Annotated in this window: 20 protein-coding genes; 7 read left to right on the top strand and 13 right to left on the bottom strand. The window is 71.2% G+C overall.

What is annotated here, in order from left to right; genetic code table 11:
• The first annotated feature begins 640 nt into the window (after window positions 1-640).
• A complete protein-coding gene (trpS, locus tag ABZ396_RS20255) occupies window positions 641-1,687 on the top strand; it encodes a tryptophan--tRNA ligase (protein WP_358921477.1) in 1,047 nt (348 codons plus the stop codon).
• A gap of 79 nt (window positions 1,688-1,766) precedes the next feature.
• Here the strand turns inward: trpS and proC are convergent, their stop codons facing one another.
• The 3 genes from proC to ABZ396_RS20270 all read right to left on the bottom strand — a co-directional run bounded on the left by proC (window position 1,767) and on the right by ABZ396_RS20270 (window position 4,236).
• On the bottom strand, window positions 1,767-2,579 hold the full coding sequence (gene proC, locus ABZ396_RS20260; RefSeq protein WP_358921479.1) for a pyrroline-5-carboxylate reductase: 813 nt from the start codon (window positions 2,577-2,579) through the stop codon (window positions 1,767-1,769).
• A 68-nt stretch (window positions 2,580-2,647) separates the two neighbouring features.
• The gene (locus tag ABZ396_RS20265) at window positions 2,648-3,430 is read right to left on the bottom strand and encodes an ABC transporter permease (RefSeq protein ID WP_358921481.1); all 783 of its coding nucleotides are present in this window, start codon (window positions 3,428-3,430) and stop codon (window positions 2,648-2,650) included.
• A complete protein-coding gene (locus tag ABZ396_RS20270) occupies window positions 3,427-4,236 on the bottom strand; it encodes an ABC transporter ATP-binding protein (RefSeq protein WP_358921483.1) in 810 nt (269 codons plus the stop codon). The genes ABZ396_RS20265 and ABZ396_RS20270 overlap by 4 nt, the downstream gene beginning before the upstream one ends.
• A gap of 92 nt (window positions 4,237-4,328) precedes the next feature.
• Between ABZ396_RS20270 and ABZ396_RS20275 the strand changes: the two genes are divergently transcribed.
• Window positions 4,329-5,090, top strand: coding sequence for a hypothetical protein (locus tag ABZ396_RS20275; protein ID WP_358921484.1), 762 nt, complete (start codon window positions 4,329-4,331; stop codon window positions 5,088-5,090).
• Between the two features lie 15 nt (window positions 5,091-5,105).
• On the opposite strand, the gene ABZ396_RS20280 is transcribed toward ABZ396_RS20275, so the two are convergent.
• The 4 genes from ABZ396_RS20280 to ABZ396_RS20295 all read right to left on the bottom strand — a co-directional run bounded on the left by ABZ396_RS20280 (window position 5,106) and on the right by ABZ396_RS20295 (window position 7,238).
• The gene (locus ABZ396_RS20280; protein ID WP_358921486.1) at window positions 5,106-5,903 is read right to left on the bottom strand and encodes a class I SAM-dependent methyltransferase; all 798 of its coding nucleotides are present in this window, start codon (window positions 5,901-5,903) and stop codon (window positions 5,106-5,108) included.
• Window positions 5,904-5,988: 85 nt separating this feature from the next.
• On the bottom strand, window positions 5,989-6,495 hold the full coding sequence (locus ABZ396_RS20285) for an EamA/RhaT family transporter (RefSeq protein ID WP_358921488.1): 507 nt from the start codon (window positions 6,493-6,495) through the stop codon (window positions 5,989-5,991).
• 55 nt (window positions 6,496-6,550) lie between these two features.
• Window positions 6,551-6,841 carry an SH3 domain-containing protein gene (locus ABZ396_RS20290; RefSeq protein ID WP_358921490.1) on the bottom strand — a complete coding sequence of 97 codons (291 nt, stop codon included), beginning with the start codon at window positions 6,839-6,841 and terminating at the stop codon, window positions 6,551-6,553.
• A 76-nt stretch (window positions 6,842-6,917) separates the two neighbouring features.
• Entirely contained in the window at window positions 6,918-7,238 is a 321-nt protein-coding gene (locus tag ABZ396_RS20295; protein WP_358921491.1) for an SH3 domain-containing protein, read from the bottom strand.
• A 181-nt stretch (window positions 7,239-7,419) separates the two neighbouring features.
• Here ABZ396_RS20295 and ABZ396_RS20300 point away from each other — a divergent pair, with 181 nt between their 5' ends.
• Window positions 7,420-9,537, top strand: a complete 2,118-nt coding sequence (locus ABZ396_RS20300) for a serine/threonine-protein kinase (RefSeq protein WP_358921493.1) — start codon at window positions 7,420-7,422, stop codon at window positions 9,535-9,537.
• Between the two features lie 54 nt (window positions 9,538-9,591).
• Here ABZ396_RS20300 and ilvD read toward each other — a convergent pair whose 3' ends face one another.
• From ilvD to ABZ396_RS20320, 4 genes are all read right to left on the bottom strand, one after another.
• Window positions 9,592-11,445 carry a dihydroxy-acid dehydratase gene (gene ilvD / locus ABZ396_RS20305; protein ID WP_358921495.1) on the bottom strand — a complete coding sequence of 618 codons (1,854 nt, stop codon included), beginning with the start codon at window positions 11,443-11,445 and terminating at the stop codon, window positions 9,592-9,594.
• A 109-nt stretch (window positions 11,446-11,554) separates the two neighbouring features.
• The gene (locus tag ABZ396_RS20310) at window positions 11,555-12,199 is read right to left on the bottom strand and encodes a TetR family transcriptional regulator (protein ID WP_358921497.1); all 645 of its coding nucleotides are present in this window, start codon (window positions 12,197-12,199) and stop codon (window positions 11,555-11,557) included.
• The gene (locus ABZ396_RS20315) at window positions 12,196-13,026 is read right to left on the bottom strand and encodes a sugar phosphate isomerase/epimerase (protein ID WP_358921499.1); all 831 of its coding nucleotides are present in this window, start codon (window positions 13,024-13,026) and stop codon (window positions 12,196-12,198) included. Before ABZ396_RS20315 ends, ABZ396_RS20310 begins: the two co-directional genes overlap by 4 nt.
• A 314-nt stretch (window positions 13,027-13,340) precedes the next feature.
• A complete protein-coding gene (locus tag ABZ396_RS20320) occupies window positions 13,341-14,273 on the bottom strand; it encodes a Ppx/GppA phosphatase family protein (protein ID WP_358921501.1) in 933 nt (310 codons plus the stop codon).
• Window positions 14,274-14,356: 83 nt separating this feature from the next.
• Between ABZ396_RS20320 and ABZ396_RS20325 the strand changes: the two genes are divergently transcribed.
• Window positions 14,357-15,223 carry a hypothetical protein gene (locus ABZ396_RS20325; protein ID WP_358921503.1) on the top strand — a complete coding sequence of 289 codons (867 nt, stop codon included), beginning with the start codon at window positions 14,357-14,359 and terminating at the stop codon, window positions 15,221-15,223.
• A 149-nt stretch (window positions 15,224-15,372) separates the two neighbouring features.
• Here ABZ396_RS20325 and ABZ396_RS20330 read toward each other — a convergent pair whose 3' ends face one another.
• A complete protein-coding gene (locus ABZ396_RS20330; protein WP_358921505.1) occupies window positions 15,373-17,058 on the bottom strand; it encodes a hypothetical protein in 1,686 nt (561 codons plus the stop codon).
• A gap of 207 nt (window positions 17,059-17,265) precedes the next feature.
• Here ABZ396_RS20330 and radA point away from each other — a divergent pair, with 207 nt between their 5' ends.
• Together radA and disA are read left to right on the top strand one after the other, a co-directional pair.
• Window positions 17,266-18,675: a DNA repair protein RadA gene (gene radA / locus ABZ396_RS20335; protein WP_358921507.1), complete on the top strand. Its 1,410-nt coding sequence runs from the start codon at window positions 17,266-17,268 to the stop codon at window positions 18,673-18,675.
• A gap of 80 nt (window positions 18,676-18,755) precedes the next feature.
• Entirely contained in the window at window positions 18,756-19,880 is a 1,125-nt protein-coding gene (gene disA / locus ABZ396_RS20340; RefSeq protein ID WP_358921509.1) for a DNA integrity scanning diadenylate cyclase DisA, read from the top strand.
• A 398-nt stretch (window positions 19,881-20,278) separates the two neighbouring features.
• On the opposite strand, the gene ABZ396_RS20345 is transcribed toward disA, so the two are convergent.
• A complete protein-coding gene (locus ABZ396_RS20345) occupies window positions 20,279-21,124 on the bottom strand; it encodes a hypothetical protein (RefSeq protein ID WP_358921511.1) in 846 nt (281 codons plus the stop codon).
• Between the two features lie 265 nt (window positions 21,125-21,389).
• Here ABZ396_RS20345 and ABZ396_RS20350 point away from each other — a divergent pair, with 265 nt between their 5' ends.
• Window positions 21,390-22,265, top strand: a complete 876-nt coding sequence (locus ABZ396_RS20350) for an A/G-specific adenine glycosylase (protein WP_358921512.1) — start codon at window positions 21,390-21,392, stop codon at window positions 22,263-22,265.
• The last annotated feature ends 47 nt before the right edge of the window (window positions 22,266-22,312 follow it).

Consider the following 22,312-nt stretch of genomic DNA (forward strand, 5'->3'; position numbering starts at 1 on the left):
TTTGTACTCACCCTCTCGGGCTTTCCTCCGGGCTTCCCTTCGGTCTTGCGTTTCCGACTCTATCAGACCGTTTTCCGATCCGATTTCCTCGGCGCTTTCCAGGTTCCCGCTTTCGCGTTTCCCTTTCCGGCGCTTCCGACTCTATCAGATCCTTTCGGCGCTGATTCCCCGTCAGAGGGGGTTGCCGTCACAGCTGTTGAGCCGTTCCGACGGGTGAGACTTTAGCGGATTCCCGGCCTCCGAGCTAATCGGGGGGCCGCGTCCTTTCGAACGTGGATTCCTTCATTTCGCAAATACGCATGCCGATGCAATACAACGACGTATCGCCGATTGCTGCTAGGTACTTGCGGAATGGCTGCCCGGGGACCGACCGGAGTCGGCGCTCACGTCGGACAACTCGGAGAACACTACGTATCCGGTTGGGGCGTGTCAACTCGCGGCGGGACGGCGTCCCGGGGGCGTATGGTGGACGGCATGACTACGCGTACGTGTACCCAGCAGTGGTGGGCCGCCTGACGGCGGCCGCGCTCACGTACGCAATCAACGGCCGCCGCCTCGGCGGCCGTTCGCGTATCTCCCTCCAGAACCTCTGAGGGCCGGCCGCTCGGGACGGCGGCTCCGACCAGGAGGTGGAGAGGGAATGACACGGATCTTCAGTGGGATCAAGCCGACCGGGCACCTGACGCTGGGGAACTACCTGGGGGCCATGCGGCAGTGGGCCGCCGTGGATCAGCACCAGGCGGACTCCTTGTTCTGCATCGTCGATCTGCACGGAATGACCGTGGACCACGATCCGGCCCGGCTGCGTCGGCTCACCCGGCAGGCGGCGACCCTGCTGCTGGCGGCTGGGCTGGATCCGGAGTTGTGCATCGTGTTCGTACAGAGTCATGTCGACGAGCACACCCGGCTGTCGTACCTCATGGAGTGCGTGGCGACCGACGGGGAGATGCGGCGCATGATCCAGTACAAGGAGAAGGTCGCGAACGAGGGCGCGCGCGGGCGGAGCGTGCGGCTGTCCTTGCTGACGTACCCGGCGCTCATGGCGGCGGACATCCTGGCGTACGGAGCGGACGAGGTGCCGGTCGGGGACGATCAGGCGCAGCACGTGGAGTTGACGCGGGATCTGGCGGTGCGGTTCAACCAGCGGTACGGGCATACGTTCGTGGTGCCGAAGGCGACCGTGCCGAAGGTGGCCGCTCGGGTGATGAACCTGCAGGATCCGACGTCGAAGATGGGGAAGAGCGACGACACCGGGGCGGGCATCGTCTATCTGCTCGACGAACCGGACGTGATCCGGAAGAAGATCATGCGGGCCGTGACGGACAGTGGACGGGAGGTCGTCTACGACCGGGAGGAGCAGCCGGGGGTCGCGAATCTGCTGGAGATTCTCGCTGCGTGCACGGGCGGGAACCCTGAGTCACTGGCAACCGTTCACGATTCGTACGGCGCTCTGAAGCAGGCCACCGCGGAGGCGGTGCTGGACGTGCTCAGTACCGTGCGGGCCAGGCACAAGGAGTTGTGTGCCGATCCGGGTTATGTGGAGGAGGTGCTGCGGCATGGGGCGGAGAAGGCTCGGGCAATCGCCCGGCCGATTGTCGATACCGCCTATCGGGCGATCGGGCTGTTGCCGCCCGGCGCTTTCTCGGGGGCCGGCGCGGCCGAGCCCGCGTTGAACGCGGCGCGGTAGGCGCGCGGGAGGCATCGGGGCTGACCGCCCCCCGGGGGGCGGTCAGTCGTCAGTCCTTCTCGATACTCCTTAGTCCTTCTTAGTCCTTCTTGCCGGAGGCGAGTTCGCGGCTGCGGTCGCGGGCGGCTTCGAGGGCGGCGATGAGGGCGGCCCGTACGCCGTGGTTCTCCAGTTCGCGGATGGCGTTGATGGTGGTGCCGGCGGGCGAGGTGACGTTCTCGCGGAGCCTGACGGGGTGTTCGCCGCTGTCGCGCAGCATCACGGCGGCGCCGATCGCGGACTGGACGATGAGGTCGTGGGCCTTGTCCCGTGGCAGGCCGAGCAGGATGCCGGCGTCGGTCATGGCCTCGACCAGGTAGAAGAAGTACGCCGGGCCCGAGCCGGAGAGGGCGGTGCAGGCGTCCTGCTGGGACTCGGGGACCTGGAGGGTCTTGCCGACGGCGCCGAAGATCTCCTCGGCGGTGGCGAGGTGGGCGCCGGTGGCGTGGCTGCCGGCGGAGATGACGGACATCGCCTCGTCGACGAGGGCGGGGGTGTTCGTCATGACACGGACGACCGGGGTGCCGCTGGCGAGGCGCTCCTCGACGAAGGAGGTGGGGATGCCCGCCGCCCCGCTGATGACGAGACGGTCGGCGGGGATGTGCGGGGTGAGTTCGTCGAGAAGGGCGCCCATGTCCTGCGGTTTGACCGTGAGGATCAGGGTGTCGGCGGTCTTCGCGGCCTCGGGGTTGGTGACCGGGGTGACTCCGTGGCGGGCGCGGAGTTCTTCGGCCCGTTCGGGGCGGCGGGCGGTGACCAGGAGGTCGGCGGGCGCCCAGCCGGCCCGGATCATTCCGCTGAGCAGGGCTTCGCCGATCTTGCCGGTACCGAGGACTGCGACTTTCTGACTCATACGGTTCAGTCTGGCACCGGGGGTGGGGGGCGAGGGGCGGTTGTCCGCTGGGCGGACGTGGGCGCTGGCTACGCCGTCCGTCGCCTCAGGGTGGCCGCTCCCAGGGTCAGCACCAGCAGGGCGCAGCCGGCGACGATCAGGACGTCCCTGACGAAGGTGGCGGTCATGTCGGTGTGGTGGAGGACTTGGTTCATGCCGTCGACGGCGTAGGACATGGGGAGGACGTCGGAGAGCGCTTCGAGGGCGGGGTGCATGGTGGAGCGGGGGGCGAAGAGGCCGCAGAGGAGGAGTTGGGGGAAGATCACCGCCGGCATGAACTGGACCGCCTGGAATTCCGAGGCTGCGAAGGCCGAAACGAAGAGGCCGAGGGCTGTGCCGAGCAGGGCGTCGAGCAGGGCGACCAGGAGCAGCAGCCAGGGGGAGCCGGTGACGTCGAGGCCCAGGAACCAGACGGCCAGGCCGGTGGCGAGGGCCGACTGGATGATCGCGAGGATGCCGAACGCGAGCGCGTAGCCGGCGATGAGGTCGGCTTTGCCGAGGGGCATCGCGAGGAGGCGTTCGAGAGTGCCGGAGGTGCGTTCGCGGAGGGTGGCGATGGAGGTCACCAGGAACATCGTGATGAGCGGGAAGATGCCGAGCAGTGAGGCGCCGATGTTGTCGAAGGTGCTCGGACTGCCGTCGAAGACGTAACGGAGCAGGACCAGCATCAGGCAGGGGATGAGGAGCAGCAGCGCGATCGTGCGGGGGTCGTGGCGGAGTTGGCGCAGGACGCGGGCCGCGGTTGCGGTGGTGCGGGAGAGGTTGAGGGCGCTGACGGGGGCGGTCGTGGTGGTCGCCGTCTGGGTGGTCATCGTGCGCTTTCCTTCGTGCGGGAGTTGGCGGCCGCTTCGTCGACGAGGTGGAGGAAGGCCGCCTCGACGGTTTCGGAGCCGGTGCGGGTGCGGAGGGCCTCGGGGGTGTCGTCGGCGAGGATCTCTCCCTCGCGCATGAGGAGGAGACGGTGGCAGCGCTCGGCCTCGTCCATGACGTGGGAGGAGATGAGGAGGGTGGCGCCGCGGGTGGTGGTGATGGAGTGGAAGAACTGCCAGAGGTCGCGGCGCAGGACGGGGTCGAGGCCGACGGTAGGTTCATCCAGGACGAGGAGTTCGGGGGTGCCGAGCAGGGCGACGGCGAGGGAGACGCGGCTGCGCTGGCCGCCGGAGAGGTTGCCGGCGAGGGCGTCGGCGTGGCTGGTGAGGTCGACTTCGCCGAGGACTCGTTCGACGTCGGCGTGGCGGTCGGGGGCCGGGCGGGTGGGGTCGAGGATCGAGCCGAAGTAGTCGAGGTTCTGGCGGATGGTCAGGTCGTCGTAGACGGAGGGGGCTTGGGTGACATAGCCGATGCGGGTTCGGAGGGAGGGGTGGCCGGCGGGTCGGCCGAGGACGTTCAGCTCGCCCGTGACCTTGGCCTGGCTGCCGACGATCGCGCGCATCAGGGTCGACTTGCCGCATCCGGAGGGCCCGAGCAGGCCGGTGATCTGGCCGCGGGGGACGGTGAAGTCGAGACCGCGGAGGACGGTGCGGGGGCCGCGGACCGCACTGAGGCCGGCGGCCTTGATGGCGGGGGGCAGGGCGGAGTTGCCGGGGGCCTCGGACGGCTCCGGCGAGTAATTCACCATGTGATGAATAATGCTCCGGAGTAGAGGGGCCGTCAAGGGGAGACGTGCGGAGGCATGGGCAGGCCGCGGAGGCATGCGCATGGCGCGCGGGCATGGGGATGGCGCTGCGTCGGTCGGCAAGGTGCCCGCGGCTGAGGCGCCTCTTTCGCACGCTGGTCTCCGGGGCGGGCTTCGGCGTACTCGCGACCGAGAGCATCCTGCTGCATCTGCTGGCGGTGGGGGAAAAGCCTTCGCGAGTACGCGTCGACGCCGTCGCGTCAGTCGCGATCGAACCCGGCGCCCTCGGCGAAGCCCTGGCCGCCACCATAGTGAACGCGTTGCTCGACGGCGGCCGCGAGGTGCGGCAGGGCCGGATGGTACGCGCCCGGACCGGCGGTTCCGCCGAGCGATTGACCACCCCCGACGGCGACGTGGTCACCACCGCTTCTCTGGGCAGCGTCGAGCTCTTCGCGGCCTGGCAGGCCAGCGGCGCCCCGTCGGTGATCGGCGCCTCGGCTCTCGCCCCGGCCAACCCGGCCGTCCGAGCGGCTATGTCGGCGATCGGTGGCGTGCTGCGTTTGCCCGGCCTGGCCGGCCTCGCCACTCGGCGGCTCGCCCGCATCACGACGACGACGGCCAAGGAGCGCCCGCGCCGATCGTCCTGGGGCCGCGCCCGAGTCGAATGGCCGTCCGGGCGCGTGCGTGAGGGCTGGCTGCGCACCGGCGAGGGCATGACGTTCACGGTCGGCGCCGTCACCGAGGTGGCCCAGCGCCTCGCCAAGGGCGAAGGCCGGCCCGGCGCGTTCACCCCGGCCAGGCTCTTCGGCCCCGAGGTGGCGCTGGCCGCCGGCGCCGAGTTCGCGGTCACGGACTAAAAGGGCAGTTACACGTCAGGTGCTGAGGGCGACGAGGAGGAGGACGTCGTACGTCTCCTCGACGATCCCGTCCGGGAAGGCCTTCAGGAGGTGGGCGCGCTCCTCGGTGAGGAAGGCGGTGCGGCGGTCCTCGGCGGTGACCAGGAACGCCGAGTGGCTGCCGATGTTGGCGAGGTGGGTGTCGAGGGGGACGCGGCGGCTCCAGCGGACCGCGCGGCGGGTGAAGCGGAGGCGGCCGCTGGGGTCGGCGAGGTCCGTGCGGTCGGCGGCCTTGCGCTTCTCGGCGGCGGCGTCCACGCCGAAGAAGTGGCTCATCCGGTCGGTCTGACGGGCGATCCAGTCGATGTCGAGGGCGTCGGTGTTCCACCACAGCGCGAGCGCGCCGCCCGGACGCAGCACGCGGAGCGCCTCCGGCACGGAGTGGGCCGGGTCGGTCCAGTGCCAGGCCTGGGCGTAGGTGAGGAAGTCGGCGGTGTCGTCGGCGAGCGGGAGGGCGTTGCCGTTGCCGCGGACGAGCGGGATGGCGGGGAGCGTGGCCCGGAACTGCGCCGCCATGCCCTCGCCCGGTTCCACCGCGACCACGTCGGCGCCGCGCGCGTGCAGGACGGCGGTCGCGATGCCGGTGCCCGCGCCGACGTCGACCACCCGGGCGCCGGTGAGGGGGCGGCCGGCCTCCGCCTCGACGGCGTCGAGGAGGGCCGGCGGGTAGGAGGGGCGGTTCGCGGCGTACTGGGCCGCGGCGGCGTTGAAGGAGTGGGCGCGGGTTGCGTCGGAGGGGGTGGGGCTCGGGGTGCGCGACTGGCTTGTGTTCATACGGCCATGGTCCCGGGGGTGGGGTGGCGGTCGACAGGGGTTTCCGACAGGCGGGCGGATGCGCGCGGTGCCGTACCGGACGGCCTCAGCGCTTCCGCTTCTTCTTCGACGGGTTGCCGGTGCGACGCGTGGTGCGGCGTTCGTGTTCCTGGCGGGCGGTCTCGTACTCGGCGCGGTGGAGTCTCTCGCCAGGGGCTTCCGTCAGGGAGCGGAAGAAGTAGGCGAGGAGGGAGCCGACGAAGCCGACGGCGAGGAGACCGCGCAGGGAGGCCTGGCGTTCGGGGTCGGGGCGCTTGCCGAAGCCGTCCCAGGTGTTACGGAAGGCGAGGGCGCTGCAGATGGCGAACATCGCGACGACCAGAACGGTCACGAAGGCGCCGGTGTCGGCGAGCTGGACGCCCTCGTAGGCGAAGCGGAGGACCAGACAGGAGGCGACGGCGGCGGCGAGCGAGCCGACGGCCACGCCGATCCGGCGGGCTGTGTAGCCGTCGTCGTGGTTCACCCAGGACGTGCCGAAGAAACGGAGGGGCTCGGGGCGGGGTCCGCCGGTGGAGCCCGCGGGGGTGTCCGGGGTGCCTGGTTCGTCGCTCACGGGACGATTATGGCGCCGGGGACCGCGGGCTCCGGGTCGGGGTCGGCGTGCCGGGTCAGGCGCAGCGGTCGGCCACGTAGCCGTCGCTGCCCGTGTTGACGTAGGCGTCCGAGACGTATTCGCCGTTGTCGATGTTGTCCCAGATGTTCGACGTGCCGTAGTAGCCGGACACCGTCGTACCCGGCGTCTGGCAGAAGATCGGGACCTTGGTTCCCTCGGGGAGGGTCCGGGTGATGTTGTAGTTGGTGCCCGGGCCACTACGGACGTTCAGACGGAGGCCCGGGGCGACGGAGTATGTGTTGACGGTGGCGGCCGCGCTCGCGACGGAGGCCGACCCCATGAGCATGAGAAAGGCTCCTGCGGAGCCCGCGAGAAGGACGCAAGCGCGTCTTGTGGGTGTCATACCAGCCCCCTGGACCGGATCAGGCGCAGCGGTCGGCCACGTAGCCGTCGCTGCCCGTGTTGACGTAGGCGTCTGACACGAACTCGCCATTGCTGATGTTGTCCCAGATCCTGGAGGTGCCGTAGTAACCGGCCACCGACGTACCGGACGTCTGGCAGTAGATCGGGACCTTGGCGCCCTCGGGGAGGACGCGGGTGATGTCGTAACTGGTGCCGGGGCCGCTGCGGACGTTCAGACGGACGCCCGGGGCGACCGAGAAGTAGCGCACGGACGCCGTCAGCGCCGTGATGGCCTCGTCCTCGCCGCTGCTCTCGGCTTCCTGTGCTTGATCGACAGCCATGTGAAGCTCCCCCACTGAACCCCATGAGTGCCATGGAGTCCCGTTGATTCCCCTGGATCGAGCCACGAAACACATGTACGCAACTCGCACGCGGAGGCTAGCAAGCCGCCTCTGTCTCGCACGAGTCATCGACTAGGCTCCGTGCGTCGCGCGCCGCGAGAAAAGCACGGGGGGTGGTCCCATGACGCCACAGCGCAACACCGGAGCGGGCGCGGAAGCGGAACTTCCCGAGTACGCCGGGCACTACCGCCTGGAGTCCTACCTGGGCTCGGGTGGTATGGGTGTGGTGCACCTGGCCCGCAGTACCTCCGGGCTGAAGCTCGCCGTGAAGGTCGTACACGCGGAGTTCGCCAAGGACCGTGAGTTCAGGGGGCGTTTCCGGCAGGAGGTGGCCGCGGCGCGCAAGGTCAGCGGCGCCTTCACCGCCCCCGTCGTGGACGCCGATCCCGAGGCCGAACGGCCCTGGATGGCCACGCTCTTCATCCCCGGCCCGACCCTCTCCGAGCACGTGAAGCGGAACGGGTCCATGCCCCCTGCCCAGTTGCGCCGGCTGATGACGGGACTCGCGGAGGCGTTGCGCGATATTCACCGGGTCGGGGTGGTGCACCGGGATCTGAAGCCGAGCAATGTGCTGCTCGCCGAGGACGGTCCGAAGGTCATCGACTTCGGTATTTCCCGGCCAAAGGACAGTGAACTGCGGACCGAGACCGGGAAGTTGATCGGTACGCCGCCGTTCATGGCGCCCGAGCAGTTCCGGCGGCCGCGTGAAGTCGGGTTCGCCGCCGACATCTTCGCGCTCGGGTCGGTGCTGGTGCATGCGGCCACCGGGCGGGGGCCGTTCGACTCCGACAGCCCGTACGTCGTCGCCTACCAGGTCGTGCATGACGAGCCCGACCTCACCGGCGTACCGGAGGAACTCGCTCCGCTGGTGCTGCGCTGTCTCGCCAAGGAGCCCGAGGACCGGCCGACGCCCGACGAACTGATGCGGGAGCTGCGGTCGCTGGCGGCGTCGTACGACACACAGGCGTTCATACCGGCGCAGCGGGCCAGTGACACGGGTGAGAGCAGTGACACGGCGATGCCGGAGCCGCCGAAGGTCGAGGCGCCGCGGCAACCGCGCAGGACACGTCTCGGCAGACGAGTCGGCATGGCCACGGGTGCTGTCGTACTCGCGCTCGGCGCGGTCGCGGCCTTGGTCCAGTGGACGGCCGGGTACAGCTCACAGCCGCACAAGAGCAACCCGAGGACGACGGCCGCCGCGTTCTCCGCGTGGCAGGCGAACCCCGTCAGTGAAGGCGCGGTCACGCCCCAATGCGCCACCGGCGACGGGATGTTGTTCTGCACGGAGGCGTCGGTGGCGTTCGCCCTGAACCCGGTGACGGGTGTCGTGCTCTGGCGGCACTCCGTCGCGAACGCCCACTGGAACAGGCCCCCGGTCCTCTCCGGCGGCCTCGTCCAGCTCGTCACGGACGAGGCCCGGCACGTGACGGCGCTCGATCCGGACTCGGGCAGGAGCCGCTGGCAGCGGGATCTGCCCGAGAACAAGGGGATGAAGTACGCCGGCGACATGCTGCTGCTCTCGCGCGCGGACGGCACGGTCACCGGGGTGGACAGTGCGACCGGCGCCGCCAAGTGGAGCCGTCCGACTGAGGGTCGCGACACACCGCGGATCGACTTCTTCCCCTCGGACCCGACCTCGGCGTATGTGACCCGGCCGTCCACGGACGGAGCCGGCACGGAGGTCACAGCCGTGGACCCGGCCACCGGAGACGTACGGAGGGACATGCGGCTGCAGGGCCTGCTGAAGCCGGTCGGCGCACAGGACGGGGCGGTCTTTCTGCTGGCCGCCGATCCGGTGTACGGCGACACCGGTGCCGTGGTCCGCTACACCCCGGAGTCCGGGGCCACTCGCCGGGTCGAGCTGCCCGTACGGCGTCAGGACGCGCAGGCCGGGGTGCACAACGGCGTGGTCTATGTGCTGGCCGCCACCGGCTCGCTGGACGCCGTCGACATGGAGGCGGGCAAGCGGACATGGCATACGGAGACTTCGGTGAGCCGGGGCTCGGAACCCGTCGCCGACGACCGGCACGTGTACTTCTCGGCTGCCGATGGACGGCTCATAGCCGTCGACGCGCACAGCGGAACGGTCGCCGGACAGACCTCGCCCCGCTTCGGATCGGCGTCGGGCGGGGTCGCCACCTCGGTGCCCGCCCCCATGATCCTCGGCTCCCACATCTACGCCACCGCCCCCGATGGCACCGTCTTCGCCGTGGACGCGGAGGATCCGGGCGGCTGGTGACGGACGAAGGGGCCGCCCCCGACGGAGGCGGCCCCTCAAAGTGCTGCGGCGGTCTCAGCCCAGCTTCGTCACGTCGCGCACCGCGCCCCTGTCGGCGCTGGTGGCCATCGCCGCGTAGGCCCGCAGGGCCGCCGAGACCTTGCGGTCGCGGTTCTTCGGGGCGTACACGCCGTTCAGGGCCTGCTCGCGGCGGGCCAGCTCGGCGTCGTCGACGACGAGCTCGATCGTGCGGTTCGGGATGTCGATGCGGATGCGGTCGCCGTTCTCGACGAGCGCGATCGTCCCGCCGGAGGCCGCCTCGGGGGAGGCGTGTCCGATCGACAGACCCGACGTGCCGCCGGAGAAGCGGCCGTCCGTGATCAGCGCGCAGGTCTTGCCGAGGCCGCGGCCCTTGAGGAAGGACGTCGGGTAGAGCATCTCCTGCATACCGGGGCCGCCCTTGGGGCCCTCGTAGCGGATGACCACCACGTCGCCGTCCGTGACCTGCTTGTTGAGGATCTTCTCCACGGCCTCTTCCTGCGACTCGCAGACGACCGCCGGGCCCTCGAAGGTCCAGATCGACTCGTCGACGCCGGCCGTCTTCACCACACAGCCGTCGACGGCGAGGTTGCCCTTGAGCACCGCGAGGCCGCCGTCCTTGGAGTACGCGTGCTCGACGCTGCGGATGCAGCCCTCCGCCGCGTCCTCGTCCAGGGCCTCCCAGCGCTCGGACTGGGAGAAGGCCTCGGCGGAGCGGACGCAGCCCGGGGCCGCGTGCCACAGTTCGACCGCCTCCGGGGACGGGGAACCGCCGCGCACGTCCCAGGTCTTCAGCCAGTCCGACAGGGACGGGCTGTGGACCGCGTGGACGTCCTCGTTGAGGAGACCGCCCCGGTGCAGCTCGCCGAGGAGGGCGGGGATCCCGCCGGCCCGGTGCACGTCCTCCATGTAGTACGTGCGGGTCTTCGCGACGTTCGGGGCCACCTTGGCCAGGCAGGGGACCCGGCGGGACACCGTGTCGATCTCCGGAAGGCCGAAGGGGACGCCCGCCTCCTGGGCGGCGGCCAGCAGGTGCAGGATCGTGTTGGTGGAGCCGCCCATCGCGATGTCCAGGGCCATCGCGTTCTCGAACGCGGCGAAGGTCGCGATGTTGAGGGGCAGGACCGTGTCGTCGTCCTGCTCGTAGTAGCGGCGGGTGAGGTCCATGACCGTGCGGGCCGCGTCGACGTACAGCTGCTTACGGGCCGTGTGGGTGGCCAGGACCGAGCCGTTGCCGGGGAGGGAGAGACCGATCGCCTCGGTCAGGCAGTTCATCGAGTTGGCGGTGAACATGCCGGAGCAGGAGCCGCAGGTGGGACAGGCGTTTTCCTCGATCTTGAGGACGTCCTCGTCGGAGATGTTCTCGTTGGCCGCGTCGACCATCGCGTCGATCAGGTCGAGGGTGCGGACCGTGCCGTCGACGAGGGTGGCGCGGCCGGCCTCCATGGGGCCGCCGGAGACGAAGACGGTCGGGATGTTGAGCCGCAGGGCGGCCATCAGCATGCCCGGGGTGATCTTGTCGCAGTTGGAGATGCAGACCAGGGCGTCGGCGCAGTGCGCCTCGACCATGTACTCGACCGAGTCCGCGATCAGGTCGCGGGACGGGAGGGAGTACAGCATGCCGCCGTGGCCCATCGCGATGCCGTCGTCCACGGCGATCGTGTTGAACTCGCGCGGGATGCCCCCCGCCTCCTTGATCGCCTCGGAGACGATCCGGCCGACCGGCTGGAGGTGGGTGTGCCCCGGCACGAACTCGGTGAAGCTGTTGGCGACCGCGATGATCGGCTTGCGGCCGATGTCCGCACCCGGTACACCGGAGGCGCGCATAAGGGCGCGGGCGCCCGCCATGTTGCGGCCGTGGGTGACTGTGCGGGACCTCAGCTCGGGCATCGTCGCTCGCTCCTTCAGGCAGATAGGGCTGCTAACGAGCGTACGCCCGTTGTTCAGGCCTCGGGACAGGGTGTCCGCAATACGGGACGGGTGTCTCGTCGCGTAGGGCTTACGGGCCGGTCAGATGCCCTTGCACCACCGGAGCCACCCGCGCCACGATCTGCTCCAGGTCCGCCGACGCCAGCGGCTCCACCTTGACCACGTACCGCAGCATCGCGCACCCCACCAGCTGCGCGGCCGCCAGCTCGGCGCGCAGCTCCCCGTCCGGGAGATCCAGCTGGTCGGCGATACGGCGCAGCAGCTGGGAGGCGATCAGACGGCGGAAGACGGCGGCGGCCGTGTCGTTGTTGACGGCCGAGCGCAGGATCGCCAGCAGCGGCGTACGGGTGGTGGGGTTCTCCCAGATGCCGAAGATGAAGCGGGTCAGGCGCTCACCGACGCGGTCCACCGGGCCGTCGGCGATCGCGACGGGCGCGTTGAGCGCGGGGGCGAAGGCGACCGAGATGGAGGCCTCGAAGACCTGCTCCTTGGTGCCGAAGTAGTGGTGGACGAGGGCCGAGTCGACACCGGCGGCCTTGGCGATCCCGCGGACGGACGTCTTGTCGTACCCGCGTTCGGAGAACTCCTCGCGAGCGGCGACGAGGATACGGTCCCGGGTGTCCGCCGACTCGGTACGCGGGGGACGACCGCGGCGGCGGGCGGCGGTGCCGTCTTCCGCGTCCGCCCGGCGCCGCGGGCCGGCGGTGCCGGTCATCGGCGGGGCACCTTCACCGCCGAGGCCAGATGCAGGCGGGTGAAGGCCAGGGCCTCCGCGAGGTCGGCCTCGCGCTCCGCGCCGGACATCGCGCGCCGGGTGTTGACCTCGATGACGACATGCCCGTCGAAGCCGGTGAACGCGAGGCGCTCCAGGAGTTCGGCGCAGGGCTGGGTGCCGCGGCCGGGCACCAGGTGCTCGTCCTTGGCGGAGCCGCGGCCGTCGGCGAGATGGACATGGCCGAGTCGGCCGCCCATCCGGTCGAGCATGGCGAGCGCGTCCGTGCGGGACGTCGCGGCATGGCTGAGGTCGATCGTGAAGTGCCGGTAGTCCTCCTTGGTGACGTCCCAGTCAGGGGCGTACGCCAGCATCTCGCGGTCGCGATAGCGCCAGGGGTACATGTTCTCCACCGCGAAGCGGACGTCCGTCTCGTTCGCCATGCGCCAGATCCCGTCGACGAAGTCGCGGGCGTACTGGCGCTGCCAGCGGAACGGCGGGTGCACGACGACCGCGCTCGCGCCCAGCTTCTCGGCGGCGGCCCGGGCCCGCTGGAGCTTGACCCAGGGGTCGGTGGACCAGACCCGCTGGGTGATCAGCAGGCAGGGGGCGTGGACGGCGAGGATCGGGATGCGGTGGTAGTCGCTCAGCCTGCGCAGGGCCTCGATGTCCTGGCTGACCGGGTCGGTCCAGACCATGACCTCGACTCCGTCGTAGCCGAGGCGCGCGGCGATCTCGAAGGCCGTCGCCGTCGACTCCGGATACACGGAGGCCGTGGAGAGCGCGACCTTCGCATCCGGGATGCGGACGACGTCCCTTGGGTTTGCCACGAGGGACAGGTTACGGGGTGGGGTCGGGTGGGAGCGGTGTGCCTCTTCGCCGGTGTGACGATCGTCGCGTCGGGGTGGGGCCGGGCGTCTGCCCGCCGTTGCGGGTCGCGGTGCGTTCGCGAGTGCGGCGCCGGGGTGGTTGTCCGCGCCGCGGGGGCCGCGTGTCAAACGCGGCCCGCGTCCCTGTTCGGGGCCTGTCGAGCCCGTGGAGCCCGTGGAGCCCGTGGAGCCCGTCGAGCCTGTCGTGCCCGTCGAGCCCGTCGAGCCCGTCGAGCCCGTCGAGCCCGTCGAGCCCGTCGAGCCCGTCGGGGCGCTTACACCGAACCCATGTGATCAAGGCGCCGCAGGATCACGCCTTCCCTCAGGGCCCAGGGGCAGACCTCCACCGTGTCCACCCCGAAAAGGTCCATCGCCGCCTCCGCCACCAGCGCGCCCGCCACCAGCTGGCCCGCCCGGCCGTCGGAGACTCCGGGGAGTGCGCTGCGCTCGGCCGTGTTCATGGCCGCCAGCCTCGGGACCCAGGTCTCCAGGGAGCTCCGCCTGAGTTCGCGCTGCACGTAGAGGCCCTCGGCGGAGCGGGCCGCGCCGGCTATACGGGCCAGCTGCTTGAAGGTCTTGGACGTGGCGACCACGTGGTCGGGGGCGCCGAAGCGGCTGAACTCGCCGACCGTACGCGCGATCTCGGCACGTACGTGGCGGCGCAACGCCCGTATGTCGTCCGGGGCCGGCGGGTCGCCGGGGAGCCAGCCGGCGGTGAGCCGGCCGGCGCCGAGCGGCAGCGAGACCGCGGTGTCCGGCTCCTCGTCGATGCCGTACGCGATCTCCAGGGAGCCGCCCCCGATGTCCAGGAGCAGCAGCTTTCCGGCGGACCAGCCGAACCAGCGGCGTACGGCGAGAAAGGTCAGCCGGGCCTCCTCGGCGCCGGTGAGGACCTGGAGCTCGACGCCGGTCTCGGCCTTCACGCGCGCGAGGACGTCATCGGCGTTGCTGGCCTCGCGCACGGCGGAGGTGGCGAACGGCAGCAGATCCTCGACGCCCTTGTCCTCCGCGGCCTGCAGGGCCTCATGGATGACACCGATCAGTTTCTCGACCCCGTCGGGTCCGATGGCGCCGTTGCCGTCGAGGAGTTGTGCAAGGCGCAATTCCGCCTTGTGCGAGTGCGCGGGCAGCGGGCGTGCGCCGGGGTGCGCATCCACCACCAGCAGATGCACCGTGTTGGATCCCACGTCGAGGACACCGAGTCTCATGTACGGAACGCTACTGCCAGCCGGTCGGTGACCCGCCGCCGGAGCCGTCCCCGAAGCCGCCTTGCGCGACTTACCCTGTACGGGTGCCAAAGACGAAAAAGACGAAGGACCACAAGGGCGCCAAATCCGCCGACGGTTCTTCTCGGGTGAAACCACCGAAGAAGTCGAGGACGTCACAGCCGGCCCCGGCAGCGGACGAGAAGGGCCTCGACTTCGCGCGAGCATGGGTGGAGTTCCCGGATCCGGCGGACGACGAGCAGGTGTTCCGCTGTGACCTGACATGGCTGACCTCCCGTTGGAACTGCATCTTCGGCAGCGGCTGCCAGGGCATCCAGGCGGGTCACGCGGCCGACGGCTGCTGCACGCTGGGCGCGCACTTCTCCGATGAGGACGACGAGAAGCGGGTCGCCCAGCATGTGGCGAGGCTCACGCCGGAGATCTGGCAGCACCACGACGAGGGCATGCGGAACGGCTGGGTCTCGGAGGACGACGAGGGCTCCCGGCAGACCCGGCCGTACAACGGCTCGTGCGTCTTCCAGAACCGCCCCGGTTTCGCGGGCGGCGCGGGCTGCTCGCTGCACATCCTGGCGCTGCGGGAGGGCCGCGAGCCGCTGGAGACCAAGCCGGACGTCTGCTGGCAGCTCCCGATCCGCCGCACCTACGACTGGATCGACCGCCCCGACGACACACGCGTCCTCCAAGTCTCTATCGGCGAGTACGACCGCAGGGGCTGGGGCCCGGGCGGCCACGACCTGCACTGGTGGTGCACCTCGGCGACGTCGGCACACGGCGCGAGCGACCCGGTGTACGTCTCCTACCGGCCGGAACTGACGGAACTGATGGGCAAGGCCGGCTACGACCGCCTGGTGGAGCTGTGCGAGGAGCGGCTGGCTTCGCAGCTTCCGCTGCTGGCACCGCATCCGGCGGATCCTGCGGACCCGGCGCACTGACGCCCGCTGAGGCGCACCGCAAGGGGCGCGAGCCGCATCGGTAGCGAGCCGTATCGGTATGCGGCTCCGCCGCGTGGGCGCGACCAGCCACCGCGGACGCGCACCCTCCGACACGGACGCGCACCCGCCGGCACACCCCAGCCCACCACTCAAGGACTCGCCGACGAACTCGCGCTCTCGCTCTCCGTCGGTGAAGCCGAATCCGTCGGACTGGCGGTGTCCGATTCGGTGGGCGTCGGCGTGGGCGTCGGCTCGCTCGGCGGAGCCGTCGGTGTCGGCTCGCCGGACGGCGACCCGGTCGCCGTCGGCGCCGGCGTCCCCGGAGGGGTCGGCTTCGGTCCCCTGCTGGTCGGCGGAGCCATCCCGTACCCGTAGATCGACACCACGGCCCCCGCCGGCGCCACCGCCACCCGCGCGCTCCAGTAACCGGCCGGCTCCCGCAGATGATCGACGTACACCTTGATCGTGAACGACTCGCCCGGCCGCAGCGTTCCCGAAGGCCGCGAGAAGTACAGCCACCCCGCCGAGGTGGACACCGACCACCGCACCGCCGAGTCCCCGGTCGCGGCGAGCGTGATCAGCGTCGTGTCGCCGTCGTTCGAGGCCGTCACCGCGAGGTGCCCCGCACCGGCCTTCTTCCGGTCGCCGCCCGCGACGCTGACCACCTCCACCGAGACGTCGGCCTTGCCGTCCTTCCCGATCCGTGGCCCGGGTCTGGTGCTGGCGTTCCCGGCGTTCTCGTAGCCCCCGGCCACGTCGCCGCCCAGCGCGTCGGGGCCGGAGGCCTCCCGCGCGGTCGCGGACGGCCCCTCGTGGCCCTCCCCGGGCGAGCCCCGGTACGCGGCCCACAGGGCCAGCACCGGCGCGGCCACCACCGTGGCGACGACGGTCGTCGTGACGGCACGCGCGCGTAGCCGGTCGCGGCGGGCCGCCCGGTCCTTGGGGTCCATCGGGAATCCGCGCCGGTCGAAGCGCGGAACGGCGGCGCCACGCGCGCGTGGCGGGTGCGCCATGGCCACGTGCAGGGCCGCGCGGGGCGCCTCCAGGACGGGCAGTTCGGCGGGTGTGGTCATCGCGCCGGGCCACCGCCCGGGAGCCGCGCGTTCGGCGGTGCGGCGGCAGCGCGGGCAGTCGTCGACGTGCCGGACCAGCTCGCGGCGCAGGGCGCTGCTGAGCACCAGCTGGCTGTCGCCGGTGAGGTGGGACACGCTGGGGCAGCCGCCGGTCTCGACGACGGCGAGCGCCGCGCGGGTGCGTTCCACCTCGCAGGCGGCGGAGGCGAGCAGCTCGCGGGCGCCGGCCAGGTCCATGCCGAGGACGGCGGCGACCTCGTGGGCGGCGAGGTGGTGGCGTACGGCGAGTTCGAGCGCCTCGCGCTGCTCCGGGGTGGTGCCGGCGGCCTCGGGCCAGGCGAGCAGGGCGAGTTCACGGTGCCGCTGCTCCTCTGCCTCGGCGGCGGCCAGCGGTTCGGGGGCGATGTGCCGCCCCGCCGCATGGGTGGCCTGACGTTTCTGCTTGGCCTCGGCCAGCCCGCGCAGACAGGCCCAGCGGGCCAGCGCGTACAGCCAGGCCCTGCAGTCCCCGGCCTCCGGGACGCGCTGGCCGCGCCGCTCGGCGAGGGCGAGGACCTCCCCGAGGGCGGCGGTGGCCGCGTCGTGGTCGCACAGCACCGACAGGCAGTACGTGAACAGCCCGTCGAGGTAGGGCTCGTAGCGCGCCGGCGGTCGCTGCGCCAGCGCGCGCGCCGCCGTACGATCGCGCGCCGTACGCACCCCTCGGTGCGCCCGGTGTGCGCCGGTCATGCGGGTCGAGGTCTCCGGACTGCTGCTCATCACCCGTGCGACCGTAGGCGGCGGCGTATGGCCCCTTCTTGCGCCTTGAGCACTTTTAATCCGTACGGGTGAAACGATCCCTCATAAGGGGACAGGAACCCGAAATTCAGTGGCTCGTTCCTGACGGGGCATGGCCAAGATCCGTCCACCCACATCAGTCACAGAGGCCACCGTGGCCCCGCTGTCAGTGGCGGGGGCTACGGTTTCCGCATGGCTGCCCGTACCAAGACCTCGAAGGACCGTCCGTCCTACCGCTGCACCGAGTGCGGCTGGCAGACGGCCAAGTGGCTCGGTCGCTGCCCCGAGTGCCAGGCCTGGGGGACGGTCGAGGAGTACGGCACACCCGCGGTCCGTACGACGACACCCGGCCGTGTCACCACCTCCGCGGTGCCCATCGGCCAGGTCGACGGCCGCCAGGCCACCGCGCGGACGACCGGCGTGCCCGAGCTGGACCGGGTCCTCGGCGGCGGCCTGGTCCCCGGCGCGGTCGTCCTCCTGGCCGGCGAGCCCGGCGTCGGCAAGTCCACCCTCCTCCTGGACGTGGCGGCCAAAGCGGCGAGCGACGAGCACCGCACGCTCTATGTCACCGGCGAGGAGTCCGCGAGCCAGGTCCGGCTGCGCGCCGACCGCATCGGCGCCATCGACGACCATCTCTATCTCGCCGCCGAGACCGATCTGGCCGCCGTTCTCGGCCACTTGGACGCGGTGAAGCCGTCGCTGCTGATCCTGGACTCCGTACAGACGGTCGCGTCCCCCGAGATCGACGGCGCGCCGGGCGGTATGGCCCAGGTGCGGGAGGTGGCCGGGGCGCTCATCCGCGCCTCCAAGGAGCGGGGGATGTCGACCCTCCTGGTGGGCCACGTCACCAAGGACGGCGCGATCGCCGGTCCGCGCCTCCTGGAACACCTCGTGGACGTCGTGCTGAGCTTCGAGGGCGACCGGCACGCGCGCCTGCGTCTCGTCCGAGGGGTCAAGAACCGCTACGGCGCCACGGACGAGGTCGGCTGCTTCGAACTGCACGACGAGGGCATCACGGGCCTCGCCGACCCGAGCGGACTTTTCCTGACACGACGCGTCGAACCGGTCCCGGGTACCTGTCTGACCGTCACCCTGGAGGGCCGCCGCCCGCTGGTCGCCGAGGTCCAGGCGCTGACGGTGGACTCCCAGATCCCCTCCCCGCGCCGCACCACCTCGGGGCTGGAGACCTCCCGGGTCTCCATGATGCTGGCGGTGCTGGAGCAGCGCGGGCGGATCAGCGCGCTCGGCAAGCGGGACATCTACTCCGCGACGGTCGGCGGCGTGAAGCTCTCCGAGCCCGCGGCCGACCTTGCCATCGCCCTCGCCCTGGCCTCCGCCGCGAGCGACACCCCGCTCCCCAAGAACCTGGTGGCCATCGGCGAGGTCGGCCTCGCGGGCGAGGTCAGACGGGTCACCGGCGTCCAGCGCAGGCTCACGGAGGCGCACCGTCTGGGCTTCACGCACGCGCTCGTGCCGGGTGATCCCGGCAAGGTCCCGGCGGGCATGAAGGTCCTGGAAGTCGCCGACATGGGGGAGGCGCTGCGGGTGCTGCCGCGCTCCCGTCGCCGAGAGGCCCCCCAGGAGGCGGAGCAGCGCCGGTAGACTTTGCCCTGGTCTCGCCCGTCCGTACGAACCGAGTGCGGGTGCGGGAGCGCCTCAGAACCTGCGACCGGAGGAGTGCAGTGGCAGCCAACGACCGGGCAGCGGCTCCCGGAAAGTCGGGTGGGAGTGCCGGTTCCGATGGCCTGATGCGCGCCTCGCTGAGCGCTGTGGCTCCGGGCACGTCCCTGCGCGACGGCCTGGAGCGGGTCCTCCGCGGCAACACCGGCGGGCTCATCGTCCTCGGCTTCGACAAGACGGTCGAGACGATGTGCACGGGCGGCTTCGTCCTGGATGTCGAGTTCACGGCGACCCGGCTGCGCGAGCTGTGCAAGCTCGACGGCGGCATCGTGATCTCCTCCGACCTGTCGAAGATCCTGCGGGCCGGCGTCCAGTTCGTGCCCGACGCGACGATCCCGACGGAGGAGACGGGCACGCGGCACCGCACGGCGGACCGGATCTCCAAACAGGTCGGCTTCCCGGTGGTCTCGGTCTCCCAGTCGATGCGGCTGATCGCGCTCTACGTCGACGGGCAGCGACGCGTCCTGGAGGACTCGGCGGCGATCCTCTCCCGTGCGAACCAGGCGCTGGCCACGCTGGAGCGGTACAAGCTCCGCCTGGATGAGGTCGCGGGAACGTTGTCGGCGCTGGAGATCGAGGACCTGGTGACGGTCCGCGATGTCTCGGCCGTCGCCCAGCGGCTGGAGATGGTCCGCCGTATCGCCACGGAGATCGCCGAGTACGTCGTCGAACTGGGCACCGACGGGCGGCTTCTCGCACTCCAGCTGGACGAACTGATCGCCGGTGTGGAACCCGAGCGCGAGCTGGTGGTCCGGGACTACGTCCCCGAGCCCACGGCAAAGCGCTCCCGCACGGTCGACGAGGCGCTCTCCGAGCTGGACGCCCTCAGCCACGCGGAGCTGCTGGAGCTGCCGACGGTGGCACGGGCGCTGGGTTACACGGGTTCGCCGGAGGCTCTGGACTCGGCGGTGTCACCGCGCGGCTTCCGGCTGCTGGCGAAGGTTCCGCGACTGCCGGGGGCGATCATCGACCGGCTGGTGGAGCATTTCGGGGGCCTGCAGAAGCTGCTCGCCGCGAGCGTCGACGACCTGCAGACCGTGGACGGGGTGGGCGAGGCCCGGGCGCGAAGTGTCCGGGAGGGCCTGTCGAGGTTGGCGGAGTCGTCGATCCTCGAACGGTACGTGTAGCTCCGCTGGTGGCAGACATTTCGACCGCGGGCCGGTGCTATGCGTCCGCGGGCCGGTGGGGGCTGGTCGCGCAGTTCCCCCCGCCCCTGAAGGGGCGCTTCAGCTGCGGGCAGTCGTCCCCGCTGGGGCGGCACGGGTGGGCGCAGGCGGCACCCGGCAAGCGTAGGCAAGCGACCCCACGCGCGTGCCAGCTACTCGACCGCGGACCCGTGGGGGCTCTCGCCGCCCCGCGGCGGAGGCGCACATTGCTACCTACACCCCCGCGCCCCAGAAGGGGCGCTTCAGCGCAGGCGCCTTGTCAGCTGACCCAGCCTGCGGGCAGTCGTGCCGCTGGGGGGCACGGGTGGGCGCGGGCCGCACCCGGCGAGCGCCGGCAAGCGACCCCACCCGGCTCCACACTAATCCGCCGCCAGTACAAAGGACGCCTGCGCCTTGGCGAACCCCGGTGCCTGGGCCTCCAGCAAGTACGTGCCTGCCCCGGCCGACCCCGCCGAAGGCGTCGCGCACTGCGGGGCGCTCGGCTTGCGGTCCCACTTCAGGGTGTACGTGATGCTGCTTCCCGCAGGCACCCGGTACCACAGGCTCCCCGCCGTCTTCGGGCAGTCCGCCGACGACCAGTAGCTGTTGTCCGCACTGGCCGGCGTGATCGTCAACACCGCGTTCTTCGGGCCGAGATCGACCTTGCAGTCGCTGGACGACGTGTTCTTCGCCGTGAGTTCAAAGCTCGGCGTCTGCTCGGGCGAGTAGGAGTTGCGCAGGCTCTTCAGGCTCAACGACACAGCCGCGGCGGAGCAGTTGGGGAGGGTAGAAGTCCCCGGCAGCGAGGCGACCGTACCGCCGGAACCCGAGATGACATCCCCCGAGCCCGACGAGGAACCCGAGGAACCGGCGGAACCGGACGACGAGCCGCCCCCCGACCCACGCGAACTCCCGTCGCCGGAACCGGAACTGGCACTCGAACCGGAGCCGGGGCTGGATGACGCGCCGCCGCCCCCGCTCGACTCGTCCCGCCCGCCCGGCGCCTGGCTGATCGCCGGCCCGCTGCCGGACGGCCCCGGCGTGATCGTGGACGCGGGATTCTTGCCGTTCGACCCGTCGGCGTTCTTGTTGCCGCCCCCGCCGCTGGACGTCACGATCCACGCGATCAGCAGCGCCAGGACGACGACCACCGACAGCATGACGACCCTCCGTCGCCAGTAGATGGAGGAGGGAAGCGGCCCGACCGGATTGCGCAGAGATCCCACGGCGCAAACTGTACGAGAGATCTGTGCACTTCCTCGCCCCACCCGCCGCCCAAACCTCAACTTTTCCGGATCATCATTTCGGCAACTCCCTTCGGCACAACTCCTCTTCACGTGGCAGGCGCGGAGAACAGGCCGGAAGGACAAACCCGAACGAGGACCCGACCGACAGACCCGACCGCCAGACCCTGGACCGGCGGCCGCCCCGGCCTCGCCACGAACCACGTCCAACCCAGCCGTGGCCGGACGTGGCAGGATCGGAAGGGCCATGACTGAGAAGCTCCACACCCCCGTGATCGACTGGTTCGAAGCCCACGCCCGTGACCTCCCCTGGCGCCGCCCGGAGGCGGGCCCGTGGGGTGTGATGGTCAGTGAGTTCATGTTGCAGCAGACCCCGGTCAGCCGGGTGCTGCCCGTCTACGAGCAGTGGCTGGCCCGCTGGCCGCGCCCCGCCGACCTCGCCGCGGAGGCGCCCGGCGAGGCGGTCCGTGCCTGGGGCCGGCTCGGCTACCCGCGCCGCGCCCTGCGGCTGCACGGCGCCGCCGTCGCCATAACGGAACGGCACGACGGCGACGTACCGACGGATCACGCACAACTGCTCGCGCTGCCGGGCATCGGTGAGTACACCGCCGCGGCCGTCGCCTCCTTCGCGTACGGGCAGCGGCACGCCGTGCTCGACACCAATGTGCGGCGGGTGCTCGCGCGGGCCGTGACCGGTGTGCAGTACCCGCCCAACGCCACCACCGCCGCCGAGCGCAGGCTCGCCCGCGAGTTGCTGCCCGCGGACGAGAGGACCGCCGCCCGCTGGGCCGCCGCCTCCATGGAGCTCGGTGCGCTGGTGTGCACGGCGAAGAACGAGACGTGTCTGCGGTGCCCGATCGCCGGGGCGTGCGCCTGGCGGCTGGCCGGCAAGCCGGAGCACGAGGGGCCGCCCCGGCGCGGGCAGACGTACGCCGGTACCGACCGGCAGGTGCGCGGCAAGCTGCTGGCCGTGCTGCGCGAGGCGCCCGCCCCCGTGCCGCAGGCGGCGCTCGACCGGGTGTGGCACGAGCCGGTGCAGCGGGCGCGCGCTCTGGACGGGCTGGTCTCGGACGGGCTGGTGGAGCCCCTCGCGGGCGGTCTGTACCGGCTGCCGCTGGGCTGACGTACAGCCACATCACAGGCGGAGGCCTTGTGTTACGGCCCCGACCG

This window comes from Streptomyces sp. NPDC005866 (assembly GCF_040629895.1).
Classification (GTDB): Bacteria; Actinomycetota; Actinomycetes; order Streptomycetales; family Streptomycetaceae; genus Streptomyces.

Coding starts and splice junctions, on each gene's coding strand:
- ABZ396_RS20350 (WP_358921512.1), top strand. CDS start 21,390: ATGACTGAGAAGCTCCACACCCCCGTGATCGACTGGTTCGAAGCCCAC.
- ABZ396_RS20295 (WP_358921491.1), bottom strand. CDS start 7,238: ATGGCTGTCGATCAAGCACAGGAAGCCGAGAGCAGCGGCGAGGACGAG.
- ABZ396_RS20320 (WP_358921501.1), bottom strand. CDS start 14,273: ATGAGACTCGGTGTCCTCGACGTGGGATCCAACACGGTGCATCTGCTG.
- trpS (WP_358921477.1), top strand. CDS start 641: ATGACACGGATCTTCAGTGGGATCAAGCCGACCGGGCACCTGACGCTG.
- radA (WP_358921507.1), top strand. CDS start 17,266: ATGGCTGCCCGTACCAAGACCTCGAAGGACCGTCCGTCCTACCGCTGC.
- ABZ396_RS20310 (WP_358921497.1), bottom strand. CDS start 12,199: ATGACCGGCACCGCCGGCCCGCGGCGCCGGGCGGACGCGGAAGACGGC.
- ABZ396_RS20280 (WP_358921486.1), bottom strand. CDS start 5,903: ATGAACACAAGCCAGTCGCGCACCCCGAGCCCCACCCCCTCCGACGCA.
- ABZ396_RS20275 (WP_358921484.1), top strand. CDS start 4,329: ATGGGGATGGCGCTGCGTCGGTCGGCAAGGTGCCCGCGGCTGAGGCGC.
- ABZ396_RS20265 (WP_358921481.1), bottom strand. CDS start 3,430: ATGACCACCCAGACGGCGACCACCACGACCGCCCCCGTCAGCGCCCTC.
- ABZ396_RS20290 (WP_358921490.1), bottom strand. CDS start 6,841: ATGCTCATGGGGTCGGCCTCCGTCGCGAGCGCGGCCGCCACCGTCAAC.
- ABZ396_RS20270 (WP_358921483.1), bottom strand. CDS start 4,236: ATGGTGAATTACTCGCCGGAGCCGTCCGAGGCCCCCGGCAACTCCGCC.
- proC (WP_358921479.1), bottom strand. CDS start 2,579: ATGAGTCAGAAAGTCGCAGTCCTCGGTACCGGCAAGATCGGCGAAGCC.
- ilvD (WP_358921495.1), bottom strand. CDS start 11,445: ATGCCCGAGCTGAGGTCCCGCACAGTCACCCACGGCCGCAACATGGCG.
- ABZ396_RS20300 (WP_358921493.1), top strand. CDS start 7,420: ATGACGCCACAGCGCAACACCGGAGCGGGCGCGGAAGCGGAACTTCCC.